We start from the raw sequence: 26,730 nt of genomic DNA, 5'->3' as shown, positions 1-26,730 counted from the left end.
ATGGAAAACTCAATCAGGGCAATATAAAAGAGTTTCCCACATTCCAACAAAATTTAAACAACGACAACAAGGAATTATTAACCAAAAACTCTACTTTTGAGTGTGTCTAAGGTGGGGAAGATTACAAATAAATATTACGTAATGATCAAATTTGTATCAAACTATTGTGATATGTGTGCGAAATTTACTATGATTGACTATCTAGTTTTGATTTATATTGATCATCTACTATTAATTTTTTGATGTTTGAAAAACTCGTTATAGCATTGAAAAGTTGATGGTCATTTAAAACTGAAATTATATGCTCACGAAAAATTGAAAACAGGTGGTCATTGTCACCGATTTTCCCACTAAGTATTCTGGTCCAAAATTAAATGGAAACATTGTAGAAATCGACTGGAAGAAACTTTGCCTATTGCATAACGAGTAAACCTTATGAAATTGAAACTATAAAAATATTGGTTATCAGTATTTTAAATAAAATAAATAGGATAATAAACAATAGAAAGGTTAATGTTCAGTATGAATTTTTGCAAATTAAAGATATAAATCAGTATCTTATTTGTACCTTGATATTATAACTAATTGATTTTCAATATTAGTTATTTTCGAAGAAGTAAAATAATTATTGATTAATTTCAGTTATAAATAATAGAAAAACAGCAAACAATGTTTGCTGTTTTTTTATTCCTATTTCTTTTACAATACAGAATTCATCATTGTAAGTTATATCTGTGTTAAAGATTTAAGCTATACCTTCGTTAAGCTGAAAAATTTTTTATAGTATTTAAAGGAAAGGAATAAGCTGCTTTCATTAATTTTTTTTGATGAAAAGATTTGGCTTGTTTTATGCTATATCCACTAAGTTAATTTAAAAAAAAATGACAATATGAAAAAGAAATTATTCACCTTATTAGCTTTTGGATTATTTGCAATAGCTATTAATGCTCAAGAAACTGTAAAACAGGACGAAAAAAATGTAGGTAATGCCATCCAGAAAGGAGCAAAGGCAACAGAAAAAGGAGTGAAAGACGGCGCTGAATGGGTTGGAGATAAAACTCAAAAAGGGGCAAAGGCTACAAAAAAAGGTGTTAAAAACAGTACAAAATGGGTTGGAAAAACGGCTGCCAAAGGTGCGAAAAATGTTAAGAATGTTGCTGTAAAAGGAGCAGATGCAGTTTCAGATGGTTATAAAGATGTAAAAGCAGATTTAAAAAAATAATTTTTCTGAATAAAAAAAGAAACGACTCTAATAATAGGAGTCGTTTTTTTATTAATATGATTTGGGTTAAAAATATCATACAGTTTGATTTTATGATCAAGAGCTATTTACTGCAATGTTACAAATGAGGCAATACAATGTTTTTGGTAACAGCTTTACCAATAAAAAGTCTAGTGTTTTTTAACATTAAACATAATTATATTACTTATTCAGATTAAATAAAGCCACTTTCAAACCATAGAAGGTGGTTTTTATTTATAGAATATATTTAGGAAGGAAAGTTAAGTTTATTAATATTGTATATCTTAAAAGGAACTATTAAAGGGTGCTTTACTTTATTATTTTATTCTTTACATGGGGATTTATGTGTAAATATTCTTTTATTTTAAGTTAAAATAACTTTAATTATTTCGTAAATCTACTTTTTATTTAGAATAATTATAATTAATTTTGCCGTCTAAATATTTTAAGGGTGAAAGTATCGTTATTAGTTGGTGCTGTTTTTTTAACAGCAGGCGGATTCTTGTCTGCTCAAAAAGTAGAATTTTATCATAATGGAGAGCTTAAAAGGGGAACAGTAATCAATAATGATTCACCCGTAAAGTGTAAGCAAATATTCTTAGAAAACTTTAAAATGTTTTTTAAAGGAGAATGTGAGCTAATTTTTCGGAATGAAAAAAATAAAAAAGAAACGATCATCTTAAAAGAAGGAGAAGAACTAAACTTGAAAATCCTTCCCGATAAAGTAATTCCTTTAGGAACATCAGAAATAAGAATTGAAGGCGTACAGCTTACCGCAAGAAAAAAACAGTTTTCAGAAATTTCTATTCAGCAGGAGGCACTTCAAAATCTCCAGTCCTTTTCTATCGGAGATGTTTTGCAGCAATTACCAGGTCAATATGTACAGCAGTTTGACAATACCCAGTTTAAAAATATTGTGTTCAGAACAGCAAGCGGATCATCTATAACAGGTTCCGGTAATATTCCTGGTGGAGATGATTTTGGAAACAGAGCGTTTGGGGTACAATTGATGGTGAATGATATCGCTTTATCCAACAACGAGAATATGCAGAGCTATGATTCTGCCAACAGCAGCCCCTTTGGGATTAGCTTTAGTAGTTCAGGCCGTGGAGGTAACTTAACTCCCGGGCAACCAAACTATGGTGTTGATTTAAGAGAAATCCCAACAGAAAGTATTGAGAGTATTGAAGTAATACAGGGAATTCCGGATGCCAAATATGGGGATTTAACGTCTGGTCTTATCAAGGTAAATACAATAGCAAAGGCTTCTCCTCTGAGACTTGATGCATCTTTAAGAGAAGGAACTTATCAGATTGGTCTAAACAAAGGTTTCGGGCTTAATAAGAACAATGCGCTTAATGTCTCGGCAGATTATATGAATTCACTTTCTGATCCAAGAACAGATTTGGTGGGATATGACAGAACTAATTTTAATATTCTTTGGTCGTCGAAGGGAAAAAGCGGTTTATCTAATAAACTTTCTGCATCATTTTCTACCAATACCAGTAAAGGAAAGAAAGATCCGGATGACCTGAATGGGATGGTTATCAATGTAGATAATAAAAGCTTTTCATTAGGGGATAATATTTCTTACAATTTTGCCCGAAATGGGAGAAAGCCTTTTTTCAGAATGGTAAGTGCAGATATTGGAATGAGTTATGCAACACAACTTACAGAAAGAAGATATTGGCTGAATCAGGGGGCCCGTCCTTATGGAAATTCTTCGGGAAACAGTGTTTACTATGCTCCCTATACTCCCCCAAGCTACGAAAATCAGGCCTTTTCAGATGGGAAACCTTTTAATATTTATACCAATTTCAGCATCAATGGAAATAAAGTAACCGCTTCCAAGTGGGTTCATGCCTATAGCTTCGGATTCAATTTCAGGTATGGAGATAACTTTGGAAAAGGGAGATATGGAACGGCAGGACAATTTGCCTCACTGAAAGCAAGCGGACAGAGTACAAATGGGATGAGGGATTATAACTATCGTGATAATGTACTTTCCAGCAAGCAGTATGCTTTTTATGCCCAGGATAATATTACCAAAGCTTTTGCTAACAAACATATTTTAAGAGCCAATTTAGGATTACGTTACGATCTTCAGAATTCTTATTCCACTTACTCTCCAAGGGTCAATACTTCTTATCAGATGGGAAATCTTTCTGTAAGAGGAGGGGTAGGATTGACCTCTAAAGCACCATCATTGAATCAGTTGTATACTGCACCAAGGTATTTTGACTTCCTGTTGGGAGATTACCGTCTGCCAGGTTATTATTCAGCGGCGATTATGCAGACGGTTGTTACTCCGGGAGATAATTCAGATCTGAAACCTTCACGAAGCTGGAAAACAGAAATAGGAGTGGATTACAGATTTCCCTTTGGAACTGTTAACCTTACCGGTTACTATAATACGTTATTTGATGGATTTACTACCATGAGTGTACTGAAGACAATGGATAAGGCTAAAGTAAATGTTAATATCGTAGGAACACAAGTTCCAACTTTTGAAATTGTGGGCACGGAAAAGTTCCATTACCTCCAGAACCGCATTGTTAATGGATATGAATCTGTGGATAAAGGACTGGAGCTTATGGCTAATTTCAAAAAAATCGAAGCCCTTAACCTTGTGATTGGTTTTAATGCCAGTTATGTAGAAACTTCAGGACGTAAAGATGATGGTCTTTACACATTCACAGCTCCTACCATTACAGATAAGAATTTTGAATACGGAATTTATAACGATACCCGAAATAAGAGCACCATGGCCAGAGCGAGTTTCAGCTTTGACTATCACCTTGCTAAGGCAGGATTAATTATAGGATTGAGAACAGATCATTTCCTTTTAGACAAGAAATTGTCAGGTGCCAACGATATTTATCCTGTAGGGTATCTTAAATACGGTGGAGAGATAGAGATGATTCCGGAAAATGACAGAACTAATCCTTTATATCAGAACCTATTCCTGAAACCTACGGATGAGAAGCTTTCAGGTTTATATAACAAAACTCTGCATAATGTTCATTTAAGGGTAACAAAAGATTTCTTAAGCGGTTTCAGACTCTCGGTATATGTAAGTAATGTTTTCAATTTAAAAGCATATAACGAACAAGGATATCTGTATCCCAACTTTACTTCTACATCATTTGGAGCTAATATTTCCTATAAATTTTAATCATAATACTAAAAATAAAAACAATGAAACGATTAATAATATTGCTGATCATACCAGTTCTGGCCCTTGTAGGATGTAACAGAGATGAGGACTTCGGCGGAAATAACGAGATTAAGCCTGTTCCGTTTACTGTAAATATTAAATATGATGCTTCTAAATATCCTTCCGTTGCAGACAAAGCGGTAGCCAACGTAACCGTTACTATGGAAAATGCAGCCACTGGTGATAAAATTACAGGAAAAACCGATGCTAATGGAGATTTAAAATTAACGGCTTTACTACCGGGAACTTACAGCATTCAGGCTGAACTGCAGTTGAAGAAAAGCGAATATGAGCAGCAGCTGGGGCAGGAAACGAGCTATGAAATCGTACATTTCGGAGGATTCCAGGAAAAAGTAACCGTTAATGCCAATATCTCGTCTACATTGGTAAGAATTTCCAGTGGAAATCTTGGAGATCTTGTGATCAAACAATATTATTATGCAGGTTCAGATAATAAACTGGGCGCTAATTTCAGAGATCAGTTTATTGAGATTCACAACAATTCTGACCAGACTATTTATGCTGATGGTTTATACCTTGTTTTTCTGGAAGGAAATGTGAATAATAATGTAACCAGTTATACTTTACCTAATGGACAGTATGACTGGAGCCAGACAGCAGGGGGAGGAACAGCCGCCAATACGGACTATGTGTATTCCAATATATTAATTAAAGTTCCCGGAAGTGGAAGCCAATATCCTATTTTACCAGGAAAAAGTATCATTGTAGCCCAAACAGCCATTAATCATAAAATGCCTTTTAATGATATTAATGGTGTAGGGGTAGCCATACAGGACCCTTCTAAAACCGTTGATCTGAGCAATGCTGACTTTGAAACCTATATGGGAGACTATAACATAAGCAATGGTAAAAAACCTTTCGCATGGGATATTCAGAATATTATGGTACCGGATATGCTGGTGAACTATTGGAGTATTGCTTCTAATGACCTTATCCTGAATGTTAATTCTATGCTTGGAGTAGGGATTTTGAGAGCTACGGATGCTGAAATTGCAAGCTGGAAAAAAGTTGCCGCTCCTAAAGCACCTATCGGAACACTGTTTTTACAGGTTCCTAAGAAATTTATCATAGACGGTATAGATATTACAGATAAGGAGCAAAAAGCACCTAAGGATTTCCCGTCTGATATTGATGCATCAAGAACTTTCATTGTTAATAATACTAACGGATTGGCAGAGGGTACTTTTACGGGACTTTCTGTAATTCGTAAAACAAAAGAAATCATTAATGGCCGTGTAGTATTGCAGGATACCAATAATTCTGCCAATGATTTTGTAACCATTAAAGCAAACCCTAGAGGATATGCACAATAAAAGAAAAAAAATAAGAAAAGTTTTTCAATACAGTATGTTGGGATTGGCTGCTTTAAGCAGTCAGTTCTTTCATGCTCAGAATACGCATTTAGATAGTATTAATATAAGTTCTGTAGAAAAGGATATCAGACTCAATGATCCTTATATCTCTTTTTTTCAGCCTTTAGATTTTTCTCAGACAAGCTTTCAGTTTTCTACAACGAAACAGAACTTTAAAAGAGTTCAGACTGCTGATAAAATCGGCAGCTTTACTTTTCAATCCGAAGGAGTTTATAAACTGAATGATAAAATTGCATTATCAGGAAAACTTCAGGCAGATAAAACTACTGAAGATAATGTTCCCTATATTCTGAATGATGAGAGAACTACCAATTCTTCCTTTATTTACAACCCTTCTTATTATTGGGCTCCCCGTTCGGCAAGATGGCAGAAGCAAAGCTACTTTATTAATGGGCAGTTTGCCTATAACCCTGTGAAACCGGTTATTTTACAGATAGGCGGAGAAGGAAGGTATGCCAAATCCTACAGGCAGAATGCCGATCCCAGACCAAAAGTGGATGATTATACTTATAAAGCCTTTGCCAAATTGGGATTGAAATGGAGACAGCATGCTATTTTTGGAAAATTGAGTTACATCAACCATTATAAAGGGAATGATATTATGTTTGTGAGTATTGGAGGAAATATCCCTGCCAATGACAGCATCTATATCCGTTACAATGAAGGTTATGGTAACCAGTATATAGGAAATACGATATTTAGAAATTCTGAATATAAAATGGGAGGTTATATCTGGGGTGGAGAATATGCTTTTAACACTGTCAGTACTCACTTTTCTGCAGGGTATGATTATACAAATGTGATAGAACGTTTTTATAAGATCTATGAATATCAGGATGCCAGCTATGCATATCATAAAGATTATACAAAATATTCTGGGCTGAAGACCGATCTGCATAGTTTCTACATTAATTTCTTAGGAAACTATAACGGAAAAAAATGGGCTTCGGCGGTTACCTATAAGGATCAGCTGGATACCAATTACAACTACCCATTACAGTACAGAACATACCGTCTGGAGCAGAAAAACCTCTCATGGAAAAGTAGTGTAGTGTGGTTCAATCATAAAAATGAGGCATTTAAAATGCTCTTGGATGCAGGATATGGTGAAAATCATGTCAAAGATGTATCTGTAGTGATGGATAGAAAACTTTCTTTTTTTCAGTACCGTTTGGGGTTGGAAAGAGAATTTGCTCTGATGCCTTCCAATAAACTGGCTGTAGGAATTACTCAAAATCTTTACGTGCCGTTGCAAAAAGAATTCAACTATGCACCTTATCAAAGTTCTAAAGATAATATCTTTGTATCCAAAATAGCACAACCTGACTTTGCTTATGATGCCACCCCTAAAATAGGGCTTAACCTGAATGCAAGTTACCGTTTGGATGAAGGTAAAATAAGATATGAACTGTTTGGAAGCTTTACTCAGGTCTGGCTGATGAACAGTACTTATAAAAATGGAGCAGATTATAATGGAAAAGCCAATCAGATTGCTGCTGTAGGGCTGAATGTTTATTATTAAAAAAGAAATGAAAGACAGATATCTCGCTTTTCTGGCCGTTGCCGGAATAGTATGTTTATTGAGTTATACTTCTAATGACCCTACGGGATATACCGTAGAAGAGCTGCGTACCTTATACAGCAGCGGAGACCAGTCTAAGTGGCCGGTTCCCCATTTATTTAATGAAGCTAAAGAAGGCTTTCAGGATATAGGACCTTTATCTGAAATGACCTATCCTAAAGACAATCCCTATTCTGAAGATAAAATGGAGCTGGGAAAAATGTTATTTTTTGATCCCAGATTATCTAAAAGCGGACAAATATCGTGTGCAAATTGCCATAATCCTGAGATTGGATGGTCAGACGGAAGCAGGGTTTCATTTGGTCATGACAGGCAGACGGGAACCAGAAATGCACCTACCCTGGTCAATATAGGATATGCAAAAACTTTCTTCTGGGACGGCCGCGCAGCGACACTGGAAGAGCAGGTAAAAGCACCTATTGAAAATCCAGTAGAAATGAATCTTCACATGTCAATGGCGACAAAGAATATCCGAAAAATTAAAGACTATAAAGCACTCTTTGCAAAAGCTTTCGGAAACGGAGATATTACAGAATATAAAATTGCCAAAGCAATTGCTACTTTTGAGCGTTCTCTCATAAGCCCGCCTTCTAAGTTTGATAAATTTGTTTCCGGAAAGAAAGATGTGCTGACAGATGCCGAAGTGAACGGACTTCATTTATTCCGTACCAAAGCCAATTGCATCAATTGTCATAACACCCCTTATTTTTCTGATCAGAAATTCCATAATCTAGGGCTGACTTACTATGGAAGGAAATATGAGGATTTGGGAAGATATGTGGTTACCAATAAAAATGAAGATGTAGGAAAATTCAAAACACCTACCCTGAGGGAAGTTTCCGAAAACAAACCTTATATGCACAACGGACTTTTCCCAGAACTGGCTAATATTGTCATGATGTACAATGCCGGAATGGGCAGAGAAATCCCGAAAGGAGATCAGATCAATGATCCTAAATTTCCACATAAATCAGAAATGGTGGAAAAACTGAATTTAACGGATGAAGAAATTTTTGACATTGTAGCTTTTTTAAAAACTCTGAATAGCTACAAATACAAAATGCGCCCACCTGAATTACCCAAATCATAACAATTATAAAAAAAGAGAAACATGAAAAAACTATTATCATTAGGATTCTTTGCCTTAAGTATCATCGTTTTTGCACAACTGCCGGAAGGAAAAGCCAACGTTGGTGATTCTTATGGTGCAGGAGTTTCTGCAGATAAAGAAGCAAAAGCAGTTTCTATGCAGAATCTAAACGAGATCCTGAATACAAAACCTATTACAGAAGACGTTACCATTAAAGGAAAGGTAACCGATGTATGCCCTAAAAAAGGATGCTGGATCACGTTGGAAAACCCACAGAAAACAAAGGTTTTTGTAAAAATGAAAGACTATGCATTTTTCTTACCGGCAGCCATTAAAGGAAAAACAATTGTATTGGACGGAAAAGCCGAGCTGAAGAAAACTTCCGTAGAAGAGCTTCGTCACTATGCGGAAGATGCTAAAAAATCTCCCGAAGACATTGCAAAAATAACTGAACCTGCAACAGAGATCAGATTACTGGCATCAGGGATAAAAGTAGTTCAGTAACAAACTTTCTTATATTATTCAAAAAAGCTCTTCCGATGATGTTGGAAGAGCTTTTTTACTTCTGTACTTAATAGATTATTGTATACCTTTTTTCAAACTGTAGAAAAATGATGGGTTGAGTTTCTTCATAAAAATTAATTTGCGCCAAAAAACATAGTCCTTTTTTTACAGAAAAATACTTACATTCGTGTAATATTAAAGCAAAATTCAGAATGAAATACTCTAAAATTATAGTCATTGCTGCCCTGTTGCTGTTTCAGTTAAATATGGCACAGGAAAAAGCAGATATCGTATTAAATAAAGCACTCAAAGAAGCTAAAGCAGAAAAGAAAAATGTCTTACTGATGTTCCACGCTTCATGGTGTAAATGGTGTAAGATGATGGAGAAAAATATGGATCTTCCGGAGGCTAAACCTATTTTTAATAAAAGATTTGTCACTGCTTATGTGGATGTTCAGGAAAGAGGAGAAAAGAAAAGCCTTGAAAACCCCGGTGGACAGGAGCTGATGAATAAATATAAAGGAGAAAATGCAGGACTGCCTTTCTGGGTGATCATCAACCCGAAAGGGGAGGTATTAACCAATTCTTTCAATGAAAAAGACGAAAACCTGGGATCTCCGGCAACTCCGGAAGAAGTAACCCTTTTTGTGACTAAGCTGGGAAAAGCTTCAAAGCTTAATAAAGAGGAAACTCAGATTATTCATAACGTATTTGGGAAGAAATAAGATCCCCATATAACAAAAATAAAATCCCCGGAATTAATACATTCCGGGGATTTGCTTTAATACTGTGTAACCAGTTATAATTCTTTATAAATATATTCAATATTACTCCACAGTACGGCATCTTCCGACTTTGTCATTTCTGATGGAGTGGTAAAAACAATTCCAAACATATTTTCATATTGAGTAGTGCCAAAAAATGTATTCAGAGCAATAGTAAGCCCGTCAGAACCGTTTCTTGGCTCACGTTTCATATATCTGAAAGTTCTCTTTAAAGTAAAGGTAGAAGTATTTTTGTTGAAATCACCGATATAATTCGGTTTATTGCTGTTGTCATTAATTAAAACAGAATCATTGATGATTTTAATACTGTACGTCATATCTGCTGATGTACCGGATATTAGTTTTATTGAGCTGTTTTTCAGATCAAGATCTATTTTGTTCCATGCCGGTTTCTTATATAAGCTCCAGTAATTGCTGAGATAAGACTCATCAGGATTAGATTTGCTTCCTGATGATCCTTTGTAAAGAACAGTACCCTTTACGCGATAACTTTTGAACTCAAATTGGTAAGCCTGCTTATCTATAGGTCTTGGATCCTCAATCGTATTATCATTATTTCCACATGAGATCAGTGACAGCGAGATCAGCGCAGCATAAAATGGGTATTTCATCGGTACTTTTTACAAAAATAGGTGTTTTGCACGGACCTGTGAAATAGAAAAGAGAGAAAGTTGCTTCTGTAACGGGTAAAAAATCAAATATGTAAAGATAGTGAAAGAGTAAACAGGGGTATTTACTCTTTCAACTTCTTCAACTTGATTATACTATTTACCAAAATAGATCTGATCCTGCTTCTGCTGTTCATTATAAATGATCTGGAAGCTTACAGGCATATATTGGTAAAGCAATTTCCAGTGTTGGATTTTAGCATGTTTTTTAAAACTTTCGAAAGATCTTACAAAGAGGTTTTCGATCATCGTTTTCACGTATGAATCACCATTTCTGTAAAGCCAGTCCATCAGTTTGATGTGATGGGCAATAATGCTGATCTTCGATTCCTGTAAAAGATTCTTCAGATAATTGACAGTAGCCTGCATGATCCCAGCGAAATTGTCCTGTACAGACAACTGTGTGATTTCACTGCGAAGTGGAGCATAGAAAAATTTTAAGTATTCAACAGCTATTTTTTGATTAATAGTTTGCATTTGTACTTTCATCATAATTAAGAATTTTTCAAACACTTTTTATTGTAGCGAAATGTATACCAAAATTTAAAGGCATGCTGCAAAAATAAATACTCCTATGATCACTGCTATGTGAGTGAGTAATATCTCAGAATTATGTTTATTAGTGGTTGTTTTCCAGGTTTTCCAATCTGAAATTCTTCTGATTTTATTTTTCATAATCTATTGATTGTGAGTTATTTTTAATTTTGTTTAAATTAAACACTTTGTAATGAAATAGGTGAAAAATGTAACAAACCCTTTATATGCCATGACTGTAAATTTGTCTTGAATAGACCTGCTGCAGGTCTGAAGACATATGACTAAAGATCTTTTTCCGGTATTCTTCACTGCAAAATGCTGTAAAATTGTCCAGAGAATAGATAAAAGTAGTTTCAATGGCATTTTTTAAGACAGTATCTCCACTAGTGTAGATTTTGTCCATTTTCTGTAAACTCCTGAACAGTAGATTTGTGTCATTCTGACGGATCATGTTTTTAATACGTTCACTGAATGTCCGGATTATGCTGTATGAATTCTGGATTTTGATTTCTTTTACTTCATTTCCAAAGTCAGGAACCACTTCAGTGATTTCATGTACGGCTTGTAGATAGTTCATATAATTATATTTTTAATGAGGATTTTGTTCAAGTATTTTGATAAAAGCTCCAAAGATTAAAATGACCAAAAATGCAAAGAAGATCATATGATAAGGTTTCAGCCATGAGGGTGTTTTGGGGCCTCTGCTTTTTAATCTTCTTAGCTTATCTATCCTGTTTAATGTGTTTAAGTCCATTTTTAGATGTTTTGAGAATGAAGATGCCAAAGGTATTCCGTTGGAAGTGGTTTTTGTATAATGCGTTATTGGTTAGGTGGTTATGTTGGGATCGCTTTGCCATTGAAACATTACAAACATGTCAAAATGATAAGGCGTTTATCAAATTGAAAAGAAGGAACCGTTTTTCTGTGTAGGATTTAAGAGGAATCCCAACCATTAAATTCACAAAAGAATTATAACACTTAAGTTATTTTTAAGTAAAGAGCTTTATGTATTATATAAGAAGTACACATAGGTTTTGAAAATGTTAGATTTCGGCTTTAGTTAACTTTTTTGCAGTACTATTTTAATTTTCTAAAGTGAACTAAAGTGTTTTAAAATAAAGCTTTTGTGCCTTTTGTAGTTTAAAAATTCAGCACAAACCAAAAATAAAATCAATACTATTCTTAAGTTTCGCAGAAAGGATAAGAATGAATATCTTTGCAGTTCAAATATTCAGAAAAATGTTTTCAAAAATAATAGTACACAGAGTCGGAAATAAGATCAACGGAGAATCTTTAACGCTTTCCCAGGAAGAATTAAAGCTGGAAGAAGGAATGGCAGAAATGCTTGAAAATTACTTTTTAGGTTCTTTTAAATCAGAAGAAACTTTCCATTTTTACAGTGATACTTATCTGGTGAACAACCCTGTTTACAGTGCTGTATCTGAAATTTTTGAGGATCAGTCCAAATTTATCTGGGAGTCTGAAAATATCGCTAAGCACCTTTTCGAAGCTGCAGAAAATCCCAGAGTGCAGGGAGGGGAATTATTTATTGTATTTTTTGAAGAAGAAAGTGAGCGCCCGGACAGAGTACATAAGATAGGGATCTTTAAAACTGAAAAAAGAGAATCTTTCCTTAAAATCAATCCTTCAGAAGAAACATTTGATATCGAAAAAGATCAGGGAATTGGTTTATCTAAAATTGATAAAGCTGCATTGATCTACAACAATAATAAAGAAACCGGATATGTACTTTCTGTGGTTGACAACAACAAAAACGGGGATATGTACTACTGGTTTGAAGATTTCCTGAAAGTAAAACAGCGTGATGATGAGTATTTTCACACTCAGGAAGCTTTAATGGTCTATAAAGATTATATCACCAAACAGCTTCCACAGGAATTTGAAGTTTCCAAAGCAGACCAGGCAGATTTCCTGAATAAATCCATCAATTTCTTCAAAGAAAAAGAAGAATTTAAGTTAGATGAATTTGCTACCGAAGTTTTGGGAGATGAACATGTGATTGAGAGTTTCGTGAACTTTAAAACAGACTATGAACAGGATATGCAGGTGAATATCGCTGAAGAATTCCCAATCAGTGAAGCAGCAGTGAAAAAGACTCAGAGACATTTCAAAAGTATTATCAAACTGGATAAAAATTTCCATATCTATATTCATGGTGACCGTCAGAAGCTGGAAATGGGAGAGGACGATAAAGGAAAATATTACAGACTTTATTTTGAAAAAGAGGTATAATAAAGATGTCCATTTTGGCATTTTAAAAATAAAAAGGGCGGGTTTACCAATTGGTAAACCCGCTCTTTTATTATAGTCTGTATTTAAATTCATTTTTCAGCTTCCTTTGCTTTTTTGCAAATCTGCCATATTGCTTCTATTACTTCTTTCGGAAGAAAAGAGATCTGTTGTACTCAAAATTCATCCTGGCAATATTCAGTACAGAAATTCCCTGAGGACATTCTACCTGGCAGGCTTCTGTATTCGAACAGTGCCCGAATAATTCAGAATCCATTTGAGTAACCATGTCCAGGACACGTTTATTTCTTTCTTCTTTCCCCTGAGGCAATGATGCCATATGAGTGATCTTTGCGGAGGTAAATAAAGCGGCACTTCCGTTTTTGCAGGTAGCAACACAAGCTCCACATCCGATGCACGCAGCAGAATCAAAAGCTTCCTCTGCAGTTTGATGAGTAACCGGAATTGCTGTAGCATCAGGAGCCTGACCGGTATTCACTGACACGAAACCTCCTGAAGAGATAATTCTGTCAAAAGCAGAACGGTCTACTTTTAAATCTTTTTTCACAGGAAAAGCTTCTGCCCGGAATGGCTCAATAAGAATTGTTTCTCCATCTTTGAAGGATCTGAGGTGAAGCTGACAGGTTGTTGTATTTTTTAAAGGGCCATGGGCAATACCATTAATCATCATTCCACACTGCCCGCAGATACCTTCACGGCAATCGTGATCGAATTCCACAGGCTCATCACCTTCAATGATCAGCTTTTCATTTAAAGTATCCAGCATTTCAAGGAAAGACATATGGGAATTTAATCCTTTCAGGTCATAACTGACCAGTTTTCCATCACTTTCTTTGTCTTTCTGTCTCCATATCTTAAGATGTAAATCCATAATTTTCTGTTTTTTATTTGTAACTTCTTACCGTTGGCTGAATCTCTTCAAAGATTAAAGGTTCCCTGATCAGCTCAGGTTCTCCGTTTTCACCTTTCCAGGCCCACGCAGAGATAAATTGATACTCTGCATCATTTCTCATCGCTTCTCCGTCGGGCGTCTGATACTCTTCCCGGAAATGAGCACCGCAGGATTCATTGCGGGTTAGCGCATCATAGCACATCAGTTCCCCGATTTCGAAATAATCGGCAACACGGCCTGCTTTTTCCAGCTCGCTGTTCATTTTATCTCCCTGTCCGGAAACCCTTACGTCTTTGTAGAATTCCTGTTTCAGTTTTCTGATTTCCTGGATGGCATATTTTAATCCTTCTTCATTTCTGGCCAGACCACAATAGTCATATAATAATTTTCCCAAAGTTTTGTGGAAATAGTCAACTGTTTTTGTTCCTTTAATATTGATAAAATCCCGGATCTGGTTTTTAACTGCATTTTCAGCCCGCTCAAATTCAGGAGTATCCGGTGAAATTTTTCCAGTGTGAATTTCATCAGCCAGATAGTTGGCAATGGTATAAGGAGCAATAAAATATCCATCTACAGAAGCTTGCAAAAGTGAGTTGGCTCCCAATCTGTTGGCTCCATGATCGGCAAAATTAGCTTCACCTAGTGCAAACAGCCCCGGGACAGTGGTCATCAGCTCATAATCTACCCAAAGTCCACCCATTGAAAAGTGGGCTGATGGTGAGATCATCATTGGCTCTTTATAAGCATCATATCCTGTGATTTTAAGATACATATCGAATAAGTTCCCGTATTTCTCTTTGATCTTATCTTTTCCCTGTTCTTTGATGGCTTTTGAAAAATCCAGATAGACTGCATTTTTCAAAGGTCCGATTCCAAAGCCTGCATCAATTCTTTCTTTTGCTGCACGGGAGGAGATGTCTCTTGGAGCAAGGTTTCCGAAAGCCGGATATCTTCTTTCCAGATAATAATCTCTTTCATTTTCAGGAATATCATTGGGAGGTCTGTTTTCACTTTCTTTTAACGGAACCCATATTCTTCCGTCGTTACGTAATGATTCGGACATCAGGGTCAGCTTAGACTGATAATCTCCGGACTGTGGAAGAGAAGTAGGGTGCACCTGAATCCAGCTTGGGGAAGCCATTAAAGCTCCTTTTTTATGGGCTCTCCAGATTGCAGAACCGTTACAGCCCATAGCGAGTGTAGAAAGGTAATAGATTTTTCCGTATCCTCCTGTTGCCAGTATTACGGCATGGGCGGCATGTCTTTCAATTTCTCCTGTGTCTAAATTTCTTACGATAATTCCTCTGGCTTTTCCGTCAACGGTAACCAGATCAAGCATTTCATGTCTTGAAAAAAGCTGTACAGAACCTTTTCCAACCTGTCTCATGAGAGCCTGATAAGCTCCCAGAAGCAGCTGCTGTCCGGTTTGTCCTCTTGCGTAGAAAGTACGGCTCACCTGAACCCCTCCAAATGACCGGTTGTTGAGATAACCTCCATATTCACGTCCGAAGGGAACGCCCTGTGCAACGGCCTGATCGATGAGGTTTAAAGAACATTCCGCCATACGGTAAACATTGGCTTCACGGGCTCTGAAATCCCCGCCTTTCAAAGTGTCAACAAACATTCTGTAAACGCTGTCACCATCATTTTTATAATTTTTAGCAGCGTTTACACCACCCTGTGCTGCCACAGAGTGAGCTCTTCTAGGGCTGTCCTGAAAACAGAAGGATTTTACGTTATATCCCATTTCTCCTAAAGAAGCCGCGACAGAACTTCCTGCCAGTCCTGTTCCTACAACAATAACGTCCAGTTTCTTGCGGTTGGCAGGGTTCACCAGTCTGGCCTTCTTTTTATAGTTAGCCCATTTATGTTCTAATGGGCCTTGTGGTATTTTTGAATCTAAAATCATGATCGTTCTGTTTAATGATAAGTAAAAAATACATACACCGGCATCAATGCAAAACCTACACAGATAATGATTGAATAGGCAATTCCGATAGTTTTAAACCACTTTACGAACTTCGGATGATACAGTCCCAGTGTTCTTACGGCACTGTGTATCCCGTGTATCAGGTGATAGCATAGGGCGATCATCGAAATGATGTAAATGATCACGTACCACCATTCTTTGAAAACATTTACTACCAGAATGTACAGGTCTTTATTTCCGTTCTCATCCAAAGGCGGATTTCCGAATTTGTAGATATACCAGAAATTCTGAAAATGGATGACAAGGAAGATTAAAATTAATGTTCCGAGGATTCCCATGTTTCTGGAAGCCCAGTTGCTGGCTCTTCCGCGTCCGTCAGATTGATAGCTGCCACCTGATTTTTTATTTTTTAAAGTGATGATCAGCCCGTCTGCAGCATGTAAAATAATACTGGCATACAAAACATAAGAAACTATTTTGATAATAATATTTCCCGATAAAAAATGCGAATAGGCATTGAACTGCAGATGAGCCTGCTCCTGTGGGAGAAAAAGTTGAAGATTTCCAAGGAAATGAATCAACAGGAAGAAGCCCAAAAAGAGTCCTGTAAGGCACATCAGCATTTTTCTTGACAATGTTGATAACATATGTTTGATTTAATGATTAATAATATCCTAAGACTTTCATCCACAATCCTCCTACAACCATATAAATGATCAAGAGTACGACTCCTATTTCAAGACCTCTGACCCACCAGGATTTCAGATCTACATAGCCACTTCCGAAGAATACCGGAGCCGGACCGTGTCCGTAATGGGTAAGCACTCCATACACTGATCCCATGAAACCTAGCATCATGGCCAACAGCATAGGTGGAATTCCCAAAGAAACACCTACTCCCAGCAACGCAGCATACATCGCTGCTACATGGGCTGTGGCACTTGCAAAAATATAGTGACTGAAGAAGTAAACCACAATGATCACAGGGAATGCGACCTGCCAGCTTAATCCACCGATTTTTACCTTGATAAGATCACTGAACCAGCCAATGAAGCCTAATTCATTCAATGAACTTGCCATCATCACCAGAACGGCAAACCAAACGATCGTATCCCAGGCTCCTTTTTCACCTTTTACATCCTCCCAGGTTAATACTGATGTGAGTAATAATAATGTCAACCCAATGAAAGCCGTTGTAGTAGCATCAATAGAAAGTGCACCACCAAAAATCCAAAGACCTAAAAGAATAAAAAATGCCAGTAACATTAACCATTCGTTTCTTGAAATTGGCCCCATTTCTTTTAATTTCTGAGCCGCCATTTTAGGAGCATCACCTGTTTTTTTCAATTCAGGCGGATATAATTTGTAAAGTACCAGTGGAACAACAAAGAATGCTACTGCACCCGGTAAAAAACCTGCTGCTGCCCATGACATCCAGGTAATATCAATCCCGAGGTTGGCAGCAAATTTCTGACACATGGGGTTACTTGCTGTCCCTGTCAGAAACATAGAAGATGCGATAAGATTCATATAATAACTGTTCAATGTTAAAAATGAACCTAATTTTCTATGGGTTTCCGGTTTTTCAGGAACGGAATCAAAACTTATGGCCATAGATTTCATGATAGGGTAGATAATCCCTCCTCCTCTTGCGGTATTACTTGGAATGGCCGGAGCAAGACAAACGTCTGCAAGTCCCAGTCCATAGGCAAGCCCTAATGAACTTTTACCGAAAACTCTGATGAATAAAAAAGCGATGCGGTTTCCAAGGCCTGTTTTGATAAATCCGCGGGCAATAAAGAATGAAATCCCGATCAGCCAGATTACTTTATCTCCAAATCCGGAAAGTGCTTTTGTAATTGATTTTCCGGCATCTCCGGGAGCCACTACCTGCGTCAGTGCAGTGAAGGCTATAGCCATCATACACATGGTTCCCATGGGAGCGGCTTTAAGAATGATTCCTAAAATGGTTGCTGCAAAAATGGCAAAAAGATGCCATGCATCCTGAGTAACACCGTCCGGTACAGGTATAAACCATATAATCAACGCAACAGCAAATGTGATGGCTACGTTTTTAATATTAATTTCTTTCATGATAGTAACTGTTTATTAGGTTAGAATCTACTCTGTACCTGAACGATGAATAGATTGTTGTTATATTGTGAGGTGTTTTCAACCTGATGTTTGTAGCGGTCAAACTGTACACCCAGCTGAATTCTTGCTCCGTAGTTTTTCAGGAATTCCAATCCGAACATTGGGGTAATGGTCTGTCTTGGGTTGGAAGCCATTCTGAAGTTGGTATCAAGATATTCGTACCGGCAGGATAGTTCGAAGGCGCTGAGATTTTTGTGGTTGATCTCATATCTTAAATTCGGAAGAAAATAAGCACCGCGAACCAGGTACTGGTCAGGATTTTCAGGCCTTAGTTCAGGAGCGATAGAGTTGTAAAGAACGTGATTGGTTGCCTGTTTGGCTTCCAGCTGCATATCAAGGCTCCATTTCGGATCAAATTTTACGAGAGAGCTCAGATCTACCCCTACCGCATATACTTTTTTACTGAATACCTCTCCGATACCTCCATTAAGACCTACATTGAAGCTGTATTTCTGAGATAATCCAAAAACAAGACGGGTAGAATACTGCTTTCCATTATCATTATCATTTACCTGGTTTTTCCCGTTTCCATTCACTACAGAGACTGCATACTGAAAAGGTATTTCTCCCAGCTGAAGCTGTCCGGTGGCAGACATCCCGATCTGGAAACTCGTCCAGCCCAGTTTTCCGAATTCAGTATACTGGTTGGACCAGTCTAAAGACTTGATGATATCAATAGGATAGGTCTCTTCAATACCGAACCATGGTCTGAACTGTCCTACAGTAATGGCTAATTTGGGGTTGAAGGTGTACTTCAGATAAGCGTTTTCGAGAACTCTGCTTTTAGGATCATTTTTAAAATCAGCAAGGTTGGCCAGCACCACAACTTCTGTACGTTTACTGATCTGTGCCCGCAATTGTACCCTCATGTATTTGAGCATGAAATTATTATCAGTTCCGGAGCCGTCGGTGTGGTGAAGCCCGTTTACATCTACATCTTTACTCATCCCAACCAGATAGCGGGCCTGGAAAAGGCCTTTGATCTGAAGTTGTGGATATTTTACATTGTCTTCTTCCTGTTGAGGAGGCTGGGCTTTCAGAGAATCCTGAATCTGTGCAGTGGCTGATAACCCGCAGGCCAGCATACAGAGGATCAGGCTTTTCCTTTTGATTGAAAAAAAGTCCATATCTTTTTGTTTATTTTTTTAATGTTTTGAAGTCTGTTTTGCTTCATAAGTTTTTGTAAAACACTTATGAAGCTGTATTAAAAACTACCTCCTACAGATCTTTGATCTAGCCACCTCTCCGGAAGAGGAGACATGTAATTGAAGTGATCCGGATGAACGTCTGGTTTTCAAAAACTACAGAATACTTTTGATAAGTTTAATGGGATGCTGAAATACGATATGTAGTTTATTATTTTATAAGTTTTGTAGTATATATGTTTAGTTTAATCCTAAGAAAGTGAACGGTGCAGATTCTTTAAAATTTGCGTTGGATTTTCCGTTGTAAGTATGGTTATTGCTTAGATCCAGTTTCATTACTTTACCTTTCGGACTTAGGTCAAAATCATTAAGATCTACCCAGAAAGTATTGGGAGTAAAAACAGTTTCAAAATAATAGACCCTATTTTTCTGATCTGAAACCGAACGCCATCTTGTAGATGATATATTGGGCTCTGTAGCTGAGGTAATCCCGTAAGGTACAGAACAGTTTCTGATGACACCAAAAACACTGGCAACGGCTGTACGGATATCTGCGGTCTGCGGAATAGCATTGATATAGTAAGAAGCTCTTACAAAACGGTCTGCTGCACGGTTGGTTCCGGGGAGCATTACTGTACCAGGTATTCCTTTCCAGTAATTGTTAAGGGCAAGCTGTTCTTGAAAAATCGGAGAGTTGGTCATTACGGTGTAAGACGGATCATGATGAATGACCAGTTTTCCGTTGATGTATTCGAATACGGCATTATCACCTGAAGCATCTGAAATAGAAAGGTGAATGGTGGTAAATCTTTCTGTTCCCGGAATATAATCACTTACAATAACGAATGGTTCTTTGCTTGAAAATTCTACGGCTTCTTTTACGGTAGCAAAATTATCAAGATAATACTGCGCCCACAATGAAATAGCAAGTCCCTTTTTACTTCCTTTTCCATCGAATTTCGGATACTGGGATTCTCCTAACCAGAGAAGGTTGGCAACCAGTCCTTTTTCATTCATTCCGTCTGCAGAGGCAATATCCCATGAAGAACTGATGATGCTTCCGTACTTAGAGGTCCATTTTACAGATTTTGGACCGGTTTGTCCGTTGCGGTCAATTCCTTTGGGAAAGACCCAGAGGTTGGCCGGGATTTCATCACGCCAGTCCATGGAACGGGCTGTAAGAACAGTATTTTGGGGACCTTTGTAAACAACCCTTGTACAGGCTTCTGATGGATTCCATAATCCTATAGAGAGGACCAGAGAAAATAAAATTAATGGGAACTTTTTCATAATACTATTGTTTGGATTTAAATTTTTTATTGTAATTATTATGAATAATTCAATAGATTCATGTTAGATTCATTATTTGGTGATATAAATTTAGAAAAATTTGTTTGAATAACATAATTATTAAGGTTAATAATGCGTAATTTATGTTATGAATCATGGTTAAAAGGAAAAAATTTGATAGCTGTAGAAATTTTTGTATATTTTATAAATGCCATACTAAAAAGAGTTAAAAATGAAGAATATTTTAATACGTTTTTTTCTCTTTCCGATGTATAGAAACTTCCTTTGCAGTGCCGAAGGTCACACTTTAAATTTAAGCGTTACAAAATAGAAAATTATTTAAAAAAACGCTATATTTGATTGATAGACTGAAGAGATATATGAATTTTATAGAATGCCATGAAGAACCTATCCATATTCCGGGTTCTATACAAAGTTTTGGTTATTTGATTGGCATTGATGCGGAATCCCGTGCCATTACTTTTTTAAGCAGGAATATTTCGGATATATTTAATATCGGGAACTTGTATGAGCTTTTCGACAGGAAAATTACTGACTTTCCCGAAAGTTTTCAGGGCATTATTGATTCAGAGATCTATTCTTCACTGGATAAGTTTACCAGACGTAGAAATGAAACTTATTTTGACAAAATTTTTATCAGTGGTAAAGAATATCATTTCTCTGTTTTTAAGGGAGGAAATTCTATTTTTCTGGAATTTGAAGAGGTTCTTCTTAATCCTGACAAACGGATTTCTAATAAGTACGATAATTTTTACATCATTGATAATGAAAAGGAACTTTGGAATCATCTCTTGGAAACCCTTGCGAAAGTAGTGAACTACGACCGTATGATGGTCTATAAATTCATGATGGATGGCTCCGGAAAAGTGATTGCTGAAAAGAAACATGAAGAGATGGAAAGCTTTCTTGGCCTTCATTACCCCGAATCTGACATTCCGAAGCAGGCAAGAGATCTTTATCTTAAAAAGAGAAAAAGAATCTTCAGTAACGTATATGCTGATACCGTTCCGATTTTAAGTAAAGTCAACGAAAATATAGATCTTACTTTTTCAGCTTCAAGAGCAATGTCTCCTGTTCACGGGCAGTATCTTAAAAATTCGGGAGTGGCTTCCAGCTTCAGTGTGTCTATTATTATTGATGACCATCTTTGGGGACTGGTAACCTGCCAGAATATAGAGCCGAAGCATATTGATCTTGAAGATAGGGTACAGGCTGGGATTTTTACCACTTTGGCAGCGAACGCGTATTCGTCATTTAAATCCAAAAGTGAACTGAATTACCGTTTAGAGCTGAATGATAAAGTCTCACAGTTAAAGGCGGAGTTTTTAAAGCATAATCATTTGTTTGATTCTCTCAGAGAGAGTAAAACAGAGATCAAAAACTTACCGGAAGCCGATGGTCTGGCTATCATTTCTGATGATAATATAACGATCACTGGAAATACACCAGGGCTTGAGAGTATTGCAAAGATCGTACAATGGGCACTAGAGAATACCAAAGACCGTATATATGTAAGCCGAAGCTTCCTTAAAAATCATAGAGAAGAGCTTGATTTGTCTGAAAATGCTGCCGGAATCATTATTTATTTTGTTGAAAGGGATAAAAATGAAATGCTGATCTGGTTCCGTAAAGAGTTTGATGAGCATATTAACTGGGCCGGAAATCCGGAAAAGAAGGTAGGAGTATTCTCACAAAACGGGGAAGAAAGAAAGATGATATCACCCAGAACCTCTTTCCGAATTTTCACAGAAAATATTAAAGGGTATTCTAAGAGATGGAATTCCCGGAATATTTCAGCAGTGCAGGCTGTAAGAGATTTAATTTTAGAAACTTCCCATAAAAACTATAATGCCATCAAAAGCCTTAATGATGAGCTTAAAAAAGTAAATGAAGAGCTTGACAGTTTTTCTTATACAATATCTCATGATCTTGGAACACCTCTTACAGTGATGAAACTTAATGCACAGATGCTGTTGGGAAATCTTGCAGGCGATTCTGAAAAAAGTAAAAATAAGATCAACACTATTATTGAAGAGATCGATAATATGGCTGAAATGATGCATGATGTACTGCAGCTCAGCAGAGCCAAGCACAGTGAAGTACAGCTTGAAAGCCTGAAAACGGTTCAAACGATTAAGAAAATCTCTGATAATGCAAAAATGACCTATGGAAGTCCTGCAAGTGAAGTTATTATTAAAGAATGTCCGGATGTTTTGGCGGATAAGACTATGCTTCATCAGGTGTTTTTAAATATCATCAACAATGCTGTAAAATATTCATCTCATAAAGAATTTCCAAAAGTAGAAATTGAAGGAACTGAAGAGGGACAGTCTATTATTTACCGGATTTCTGACAATGGAATTGGTATTCCTGAGGAAGAGAGAGATAAGATGTTTAAGATCTTCAACAGAATGGATAATGCAAAGAAATTCAAAGGAAATGGAGTAGGTCTGTCTATTGTGCACCGTATCATGACGAGAATAGGGGGGAGTGTAGATTATGAGAGCAATAAAGAGGGAACTTCTTTCATTTTAACGTTCAAAAAACCTTACATTTGAGAAACTTTTAAAATGTTATTTATGGTATCAGAATATCTTAAACAAAATACGGCAGACTATCACGATGCAGCAGAAAAACTTTTTAATTCTGAAAAGATTTTTAACAAAACATTCACTTTAGAAGATTATAAAAAGATCATCCATACCAATTATCTGATGCTTCTTCACAGTGAAGATAAAATATTCGGCAGCCTTTCTGATAAATATGCGGAGAAACTTCAGCTTGATGAAAGAAAGAAACTTTCTCTGATTGAAAAAGATCTGAAAAGTCTTTCGCTGGAAAATCAGACTGTTTCTCATGACCTTCAGTTTGACAATGAGCATGAGGCTTTGGGAGCTATGTATGTGATTGAAGGGTCTACACTGGGAGGGAATGTAATTGCCAAGCAGCTTTCCAAAACGGAAGGTTTTGATGAGGTAACTTTCAACTTTTTTGGCTGTTATCAGGAAAATACAGGCCCTATGTGGAAAAACTTTAAAGAGGTTCTGGATACTGAAGTGGCTGAAGAAAACTACAATGAAGTGCTTTCCGGAGCAAAAAAACTATATACGTTTTTACTGAACGTCAACTAATTTATTTTAATTCTAATTAAATTCCTGAAAAATTGCGCATTTTTTCAGGAATTGTTAAATTTGGGGAGTTTCAAATTTAAACTTAACTAACAAAAAATAATTTAAAAAAAGTAACAATATGAAAGTAACTGTAGTAGGTGCAGGCGCTGTAGGAGCAAGCTGTGCAGAATACATCGCAATGAAGAACTTCTGTTCAGAAGTAGTTTTGGTAGACATTAAAGAAGGATTTGCTGAAGGTAAAGCAATGGATTTGATGCAGACAGCGTCTCTTAACGGATTTGATACAAAAATTACCGGAACAACAGGAGATTACAGTAAAACGGCAGGTTCTCATGTAGCAGTAATTACTTCAGGGATCCCAAGAAAACCTGGAATGACAAGAGAAGAACTGATCGGAATCAATGCTGGTATTGTAAAAGAAGTTACTGAAAACCTGGTAAAACATTCTCCGGAAGTAATCATCATTGTAGTGTCTAATCCAATGGATACTATGGCTTATCTTGTTCATAAAACTTCGGGTCTTCCTAAGCACAAGATCATCGGAATGGGTGGTGCATTAGACTCTGCAAGATTCAAATACAGATTGGCTGAGGCATTAGAATCTCCAATTTCTGATGTTGACGGAATGGTAATTGCCGCTCACAGTGACACGGGAATGCTTCCATTATTGAGCAAAGCGACAAGAAATGGTGTTCCTGTAACTGAGTTCTTAGATGAAGAGCAACAAAAATATGTCATTGAAGAGACTAAAGTAGGAGGGGCTACTCTTACTAAGTTATTAGGAACTTCTGCCTGGTATGCACCAGGTGCAGCTGTTTCTGTAATGGTTCAGGCTATTGCATGTGACCAGAAGAAAATGATCCCTTGTTCTTTAATGCTTGAAGGTGAGTACGGTCAAAACGATATCTGTCTTGGTGTTCCTGCTATCATCGGAGCAAACGGGGTAGAAAAAATCGTAAACGTAACGCTTACAGCTGAAGAGCAGTTGAAATTTGCTGAAGCTGCTAACGCAGTAAGAGAAGTGAACGGAGATCTTAAGTTCTAATTACCAATCGGCTTACGCTGAGGTTAAATATAAAAACAGACTGTTTCTAATGAAACAGTCTGTTTTGTTTTTTTTATTGTAGAATGGAATGGGGGGAGCTTTACTCTATATTAAGGTTCAATGTGTTACATAATGCAATAGTAAGGGAGTTGAAGATTTCTTTTGTTATTCTTCTATTTTAATATTTTTAATTGGTCCGAAAAATAGGGAAGTCTTCAGAATGTCGCAGAAGGAACTTATTTCTGCTGTCGGATTAGGCGCACCGATTTACAGCCGTATAGAAACTAGCAAGGCAGAACCATCACTTTCTACACTTGAAAAAATAGCACAAGCTCTTAATGTAAAACTTTCTGATTTTTTGATACAGAAAATAACACGGAAGATATTAACTCTCTGGATGCTTCTTTAATAGAAAAAGTAAAAATGATTGACGCTCTTGAACAAGAGGAAAAGAAAACTGTCTTTAGCATCGTGGATGCTTTTATTGGAAAGAAAAAATTAAAAGATGCACTCTCGAATGTGCTACAAGATGTAAAATAACAAAAGCCAACTCAATTGAGTTGGCTTTTGTTTGTTAAGCTTACACACCTAATGAGGCTTTTATTTTTATAATTTTTTTCCAAGGGACAATAGATAAAATAAAAATTACGCCTATTATTAGTAACCTTCTTTTATCTCTTGTTAATCCATCTGGCTTATAAAAATAATCAAATTGTTTATTGTAATTAAGCTTTATTTCTGTCCCTACAGGATATTTTTCACATTCGGCTATCGCCAATCTTATATAATATACTTTATTATTGTATTTAATATGGACTGATGACCCACCTCTTGATTTTTTACAACCTTGTTCAATAACCGTGTACGCTTTTAATGTTTTAATACTTTCTAAGTTAGAGTTTTGATAATAAAAAAATAAAGTATATAAAAACCCTAATACGGCACAAATTGTTAAAATATATTGATTTTTATACATAGTTATTCTCTTATTATTCCGCCTGTTACTTCTCCAACTGTAATGGTTGGTTTTTTAGTTTCTTCTGGAGTCTTTTTGAATAAGTCAATATTCTGTAAAGCTTCAGCTCCTCCTGCTTTATATGCATCATTTACGACTTTAACACCAGCATAAGCTTTTGTGTAACTTTCGTAAGCTTTTTTGTTTTCAGCATATTTCCTGTTATTTCTCGCTCTTGTACTTCGGCTTCTATTAGCATCATTCTGCATTCTATTTTTAAAACGGGTCATCTTCTCTGCACTAATATTCATCTTCTTAGCAAGTTTACTCTCTAGTTTATCTACGTATTTTAATGGTATAAATTTACCAATACCTGCCTCAAGCAATCCACCAGTAATTGATTTCCATACATCAAATTCTCCTTTTTCCGCATAATCTGTTACTGCATTTTCTACAGTACCTACTAAAACATCTACGCCAAAATCTATGGTTTTTACTAAGGCTTGTTTTCCTATACCACTTGTAGCGGCTTTGGTTAATGCACTTATTCCTCCTGTTGCAAAACCAGAAGCGCCAGAAATAGCTAATGACCAGTAACTAACATCGGTTAAAGAAGTATTAAAACTTTTACCTTCTAAAAAATAGTTAACACCAACCTGTGTTATATAATCAGAGAAAACACCTATTATAGCGCCTACAGGACCGGGCATTTCTCCGTCATTGTCCACAAATCCGATTGGGTCATTAACAACGTAAGCATAAGGTGTAATATCTGGAAAATATTCTGCGGCTAGGTCAATAACTCCCCACCTTCCAATATCCGGCATCATCATTCTGGCTCCAAAGTCATACATCCCGGTCTCTTGTAATTCCTTT

The 26,730-nt window shown here is 36.5% G+C and carries 25 protein-coding genes; 12 read left to right on the top strand and 13 right to left on the bottom strand.

The genetic code is table 11. From position 1 onward, the window contains the following. The first annotated feature begins 889 nt into the window (after positions 1-889). From AC27VX_RS22900 to AC27VX_RS22870, 7 genes are all read left to right on the top strand, one after another. On the top strand, positions 890-1,222 hold the full coding sequence (locus AC27VX_RS22900; RefSeq protein WP_488698212.1) for a hypothetical protein: 333 nt from the start codon (positions 890-892) through the stop codon (positions 1,220-1,222). A 472-nt stretch (positions 1,223-1,694) separates the two neighbouring features. Continuing rightward, on the top strand, positions 1,695-4,418 hold the full coding sequence (locus AC27VX_RS22895; protein WP_488698210.1) for a TonB-dependent receptor plug domain-containing protein: 2,724 nt from the start codon (positions 1,695-1,697) through the stop codon (positions 4,416-4,418). A gap of 23 nt (positions 4,419-4,441) precedes the next feature. Further along, positions 4,442-5,794, top strand: coding sequence for a DUF4876 domain-containing protein (locus AC27VX_RS22890; RefSeq protein WP_488698208.1), 1,353 nt, complete (start codon positions 4,442-4,444; stop codon positions 5,792-5,794). After that, entirely contained in the window at positions 5,784-7,376 is a 1,593-nt protein-coding gene (locus AC27VX_RS22885) for a DUF6850 family outer membrane beta-barrel protein (protein WP_488698206.1), read from the top strand. The genes AC27VX_RS22890 and AC27VX_RS22885 overlap by 11 nt, the downstream gene beginning before the upstream one ends. A gap of 7 nt (positions 7,377-7,383) precedes the next feature. Further along, positions 7,384-8,526: a cytochrome-c peroxidase gene (locus tag AC27VX_RS22880; protein WP_488698204.1), complete on the top strand. Its 1,143-nt coding sequence runs from the start codon at positions 7,384-7,386 to the stop codon at positions 8,524-8,526. Positions 8,527-8,547: 21 nt separating this feature from the next. After that, positions 8,548-9,030, top strand: coding sequence for a DUF4920 domain-containing protein (locus AC27VX_RS22875; RefSeq protein ID WP_236855673.1), 483 nt, complete (start codon positions 8,548-8,550; stop codon positions 9,028-9,030). A gap of 212 nt (positions 9,031-9,242) precedes the next feature. Then, complete coding sequence (locus AC27VX_RS22870) at positions 9,243-9,755, top strand: thioredoxin family protein (RefSeq protein ID WP_236855672.1); 513 nt, start codon at positions 9,243-9,245, stop codon at positions 9,753-9,755. Positions 9,756-9,829: 74 nt separating this feature from the next. On the opposite strand, the gene AC27VX_RS22865 is transcribed toward AC27VX_RS22870, so the two are convergent. The 5 genes from AC27VX_RS22865 to AC27VX_RS22845 form a co-directional block, all read right to left on the bottom strand. Beyond that, complete coding sequence (locus AC27VX_RS22865) at positions 9,830-10,426, bottom strand: hypothetical protein (RefSeq protein ID WP_488698201.1); 597 nt, start codon at positions 10,424-10,426, stop codon at positions 9,830-9,832. Positions 10,427-10,579: 153 nt separating this feature from the next. Continuing rightward, on the bottom strand, positions 10,580-10,975 hold the full coding sequence (locus AC27VX_RS22860; protein WP_236855670.1) for a DUF7674 family protein: 396 nt from the start codon (positions 10,973-10,975) through the stop codon (positions 10,580-10,582). 51 nt (positions 10,976-11,026) lie between these two features. After that, entirely contained in the window at positions 11,027-11,158 is a 132-nt protein-coding gene (locus tag AC27VX_RS22855; protein WP_262912481.1) for a hypothetical protein, read from the bottom strand. An 82-nt stretch (positions 11,159-11,240) separates the two neighbouring features. After that, positions 11,241-11,597 carry a DUF7674 family protein gene (locus AC27VX_RS22850; protein WP_488698199.1) on the bottom strand — a complete coding sequence of 119 codons (357 nt, stop codon included), beginning with the start codon at positions 11,595-11,597 and terminating at the stop codon, positions 11,241-11,243. Between the two features lie 12 nt (positions 11,598-11,609). Next, positions 11,610-11,774 (bottom strand): hypothetical protein, encoded by a 165-nt coding sequence (locus AC27VX_RS22845; protein WP_488698197.1) that lies wholly within the window; start codon positions 11,772-11,774, stop codon positions 11,610-11,612. 485 nt (positions 11,775-12,259) lie between these two features. Here AC27VX_RS22845 and AC27VX_RS22840 point away from each other — a divergent pair, with 485 nt between their 5' ends. Next, positions 12,260-13,273, top strand: coding sequence for a nucleoid-associated protein (locus AC27VX_RS22840; RefSeq protein WP_236855667.1), 1,014 nt, complete (start codon positions 12,260-12,262; stop codon positions 13,271-13,273). 139 nt (positions 13,274-13,412) lie between these two features. On the opposite strand, the gene AC27VX_RS22835 is transcribed toward AC27VX_RS22840, so the two are convergent. The 6 genes from AC27VX_RS22835 to AC27VX_RS22810 all read right to left on the bottom strand — a co-directional run bounded on the left by AC27VX_RS22835 (position 13,413) and on the right by AC27VX_RS22810 (position 20,702). Then, a complete protein-coding gene (locus AC27VX_RS22835) occupies positions 13,413-14,162 on the bottom strand; it encodes a succinate dehydrogenase/fumarate reductase iron-sulfur subunit (RefSeq protein ID WP_488698195.1) in 750 nt (249 codons plus the stop codon). Positions 14,163-14,175: 13 nt separating this feature from the next. Then, a complete protein-coding gene (locus tag AC27VX_RS22830) occupies positions 14,176-16,092 on the bottom strand; it encodes a fumarate reductase/succinate dehydrogenase flavoprotein subunit (RefSeq protein WP_236855665.1) in 1,917 nt (638 codons plus the stop codon). An 11-nt stretch (positions 16,093-16,103) separates the two neighbouring features. Continuing rightward, positions 16,104-16,760: a succinate dehydrogenase cytochrome b subunit gene (locus tag AC27VX_RS22825; protein WP_236855664.1), complete on the bottom strand. Its 657-nt coding sequence runs from the start codon at positions 16,758-16,760 to the stop codon at positions 16,104-16,106. 16 nt (positions 16,761-16,776) lie between these two features. Continuing rightward, positions 16,777-18,207: an anion permease gene (locus AC27VX_RS22820; protein WP_236855663.1), complete on the bottom strand. Its 1,431-nt coding sequence runs from the start codon at positions 18,205-18,207 to the stop codon at positions 16,777-16,779. Between the two features lie 20 nt (positions 18,208-18,227). Further along, the gene (locus AC27VX_RS22815) at positions 18,228-19,394 is read right to left on the bottom strand and encodes a porin (protein ID WP_236855662.1); all 1,167 of its coding nucleotides are present in this window, start codon (positions 19,392-19,394) and stop codon (positions 18,228-18,230) included. A 258-nt stretch (positions 19,395-19,652) separates the two neighbouring features. Beyond that, positions 19,653-20,702, bottom strand: a complete 1,050-nt coding sequence (locus AC27VX_RS22810) for a linear amide C-N hydrolase (protein ID WP_236855661.1) — start codon at positions 20,700-20,702, stop codon at positions 19,653-19,655. Positions 20,703-21,082: 380 nt separating this feature from the next. Here AC27VX_RS22810 and AC27VX_RS22805 point away from each other — a divergent pair, with 380 nt between their 5' ends. The 4 genes from AC27VX_RS22805 (at position 21,083) to AC27VX_RS22790 (ending at position 25,308) form a co-directional block, all read left to right on the top strand. Next, entirely contained in the window at positions 21,083-23,281 is a 2,199-nt protein-coding gene (locus AC27VX_RS22805) for an ATP-binding protein (RefSeq protein ID WP_488698191.1), read from the top strand. Between the two features lie 21 nt (positions 23,282-23,302). Continuing rightward, the gene (locus AC27VX_RS22800; RefSeq protein ID WP_488698189.1) at positions 23,303-23,854 is read left to right on the top strand and encodes a biliverdin-producing heme oxygenase; all 552 of its coding nucleotides are present in this window, start codon (positions 23,303-23,305) and stop codon (positions 23,852-23,854) included. 118 nt (positions 23,855-23,972) lie between these two features. Then, a complete protein-coding gene (locus AC27VX_RS22795) occupies positions 23,973-24,899 on the top strand; it encodes a malate dehydrogenase (protein WP_103293761.1) in 927 nt (308 codons plus the stop codon). A 220-nt stretch (positions 24,900-25,119) separates the two neighbouring features. Then, positions 25,120-25,308 carry a helix-turn-helix domain-containing protein gene (locus tag AC27VX_RS22790; protein WP_488698187.1) on the top strand — a complete coding sequence of 63 codons (189 nt, stop codon included), beginning with the start codon at positions 25,120-25,122 and terminating at the stop codon, positions 25,306-25,308. Between the two features lie 171 nt (positions 25,309-25,479). On the opposite strand, the gene AC27VX_RS22785 is transcribed toward AC27VX_RS22790, so the two are convergent. Next, positions 25,480-25,875, bottom strand: a complete 396-nt coding sequence (locus tag AC27VX_RS22785) for a hypothetical protein (protein WP_488698185.1) — start codon at positions 25,873-25,875, stop codon at positions 25,480-25,482. 2 nt (positions 25,876-25,877) lie between these two features. After that, on the bottom strand, positions 25,878-26,730 hold an 853-nt coding region (locus tag AC27VX_RS22780; RefSeq protein ID WP_488698183.1), incomplete at its 5' end, for an RHS repeat domain-containing protein.

The organism is Chryseobacterium sp. 14P4.3.2, assembly GCF_057799275.1.
The sequence above is the reverse complement of the archived record's forward strand: the minus strand, read 5'-3'. Positions and strand labels throughout refer to the sequence as shown.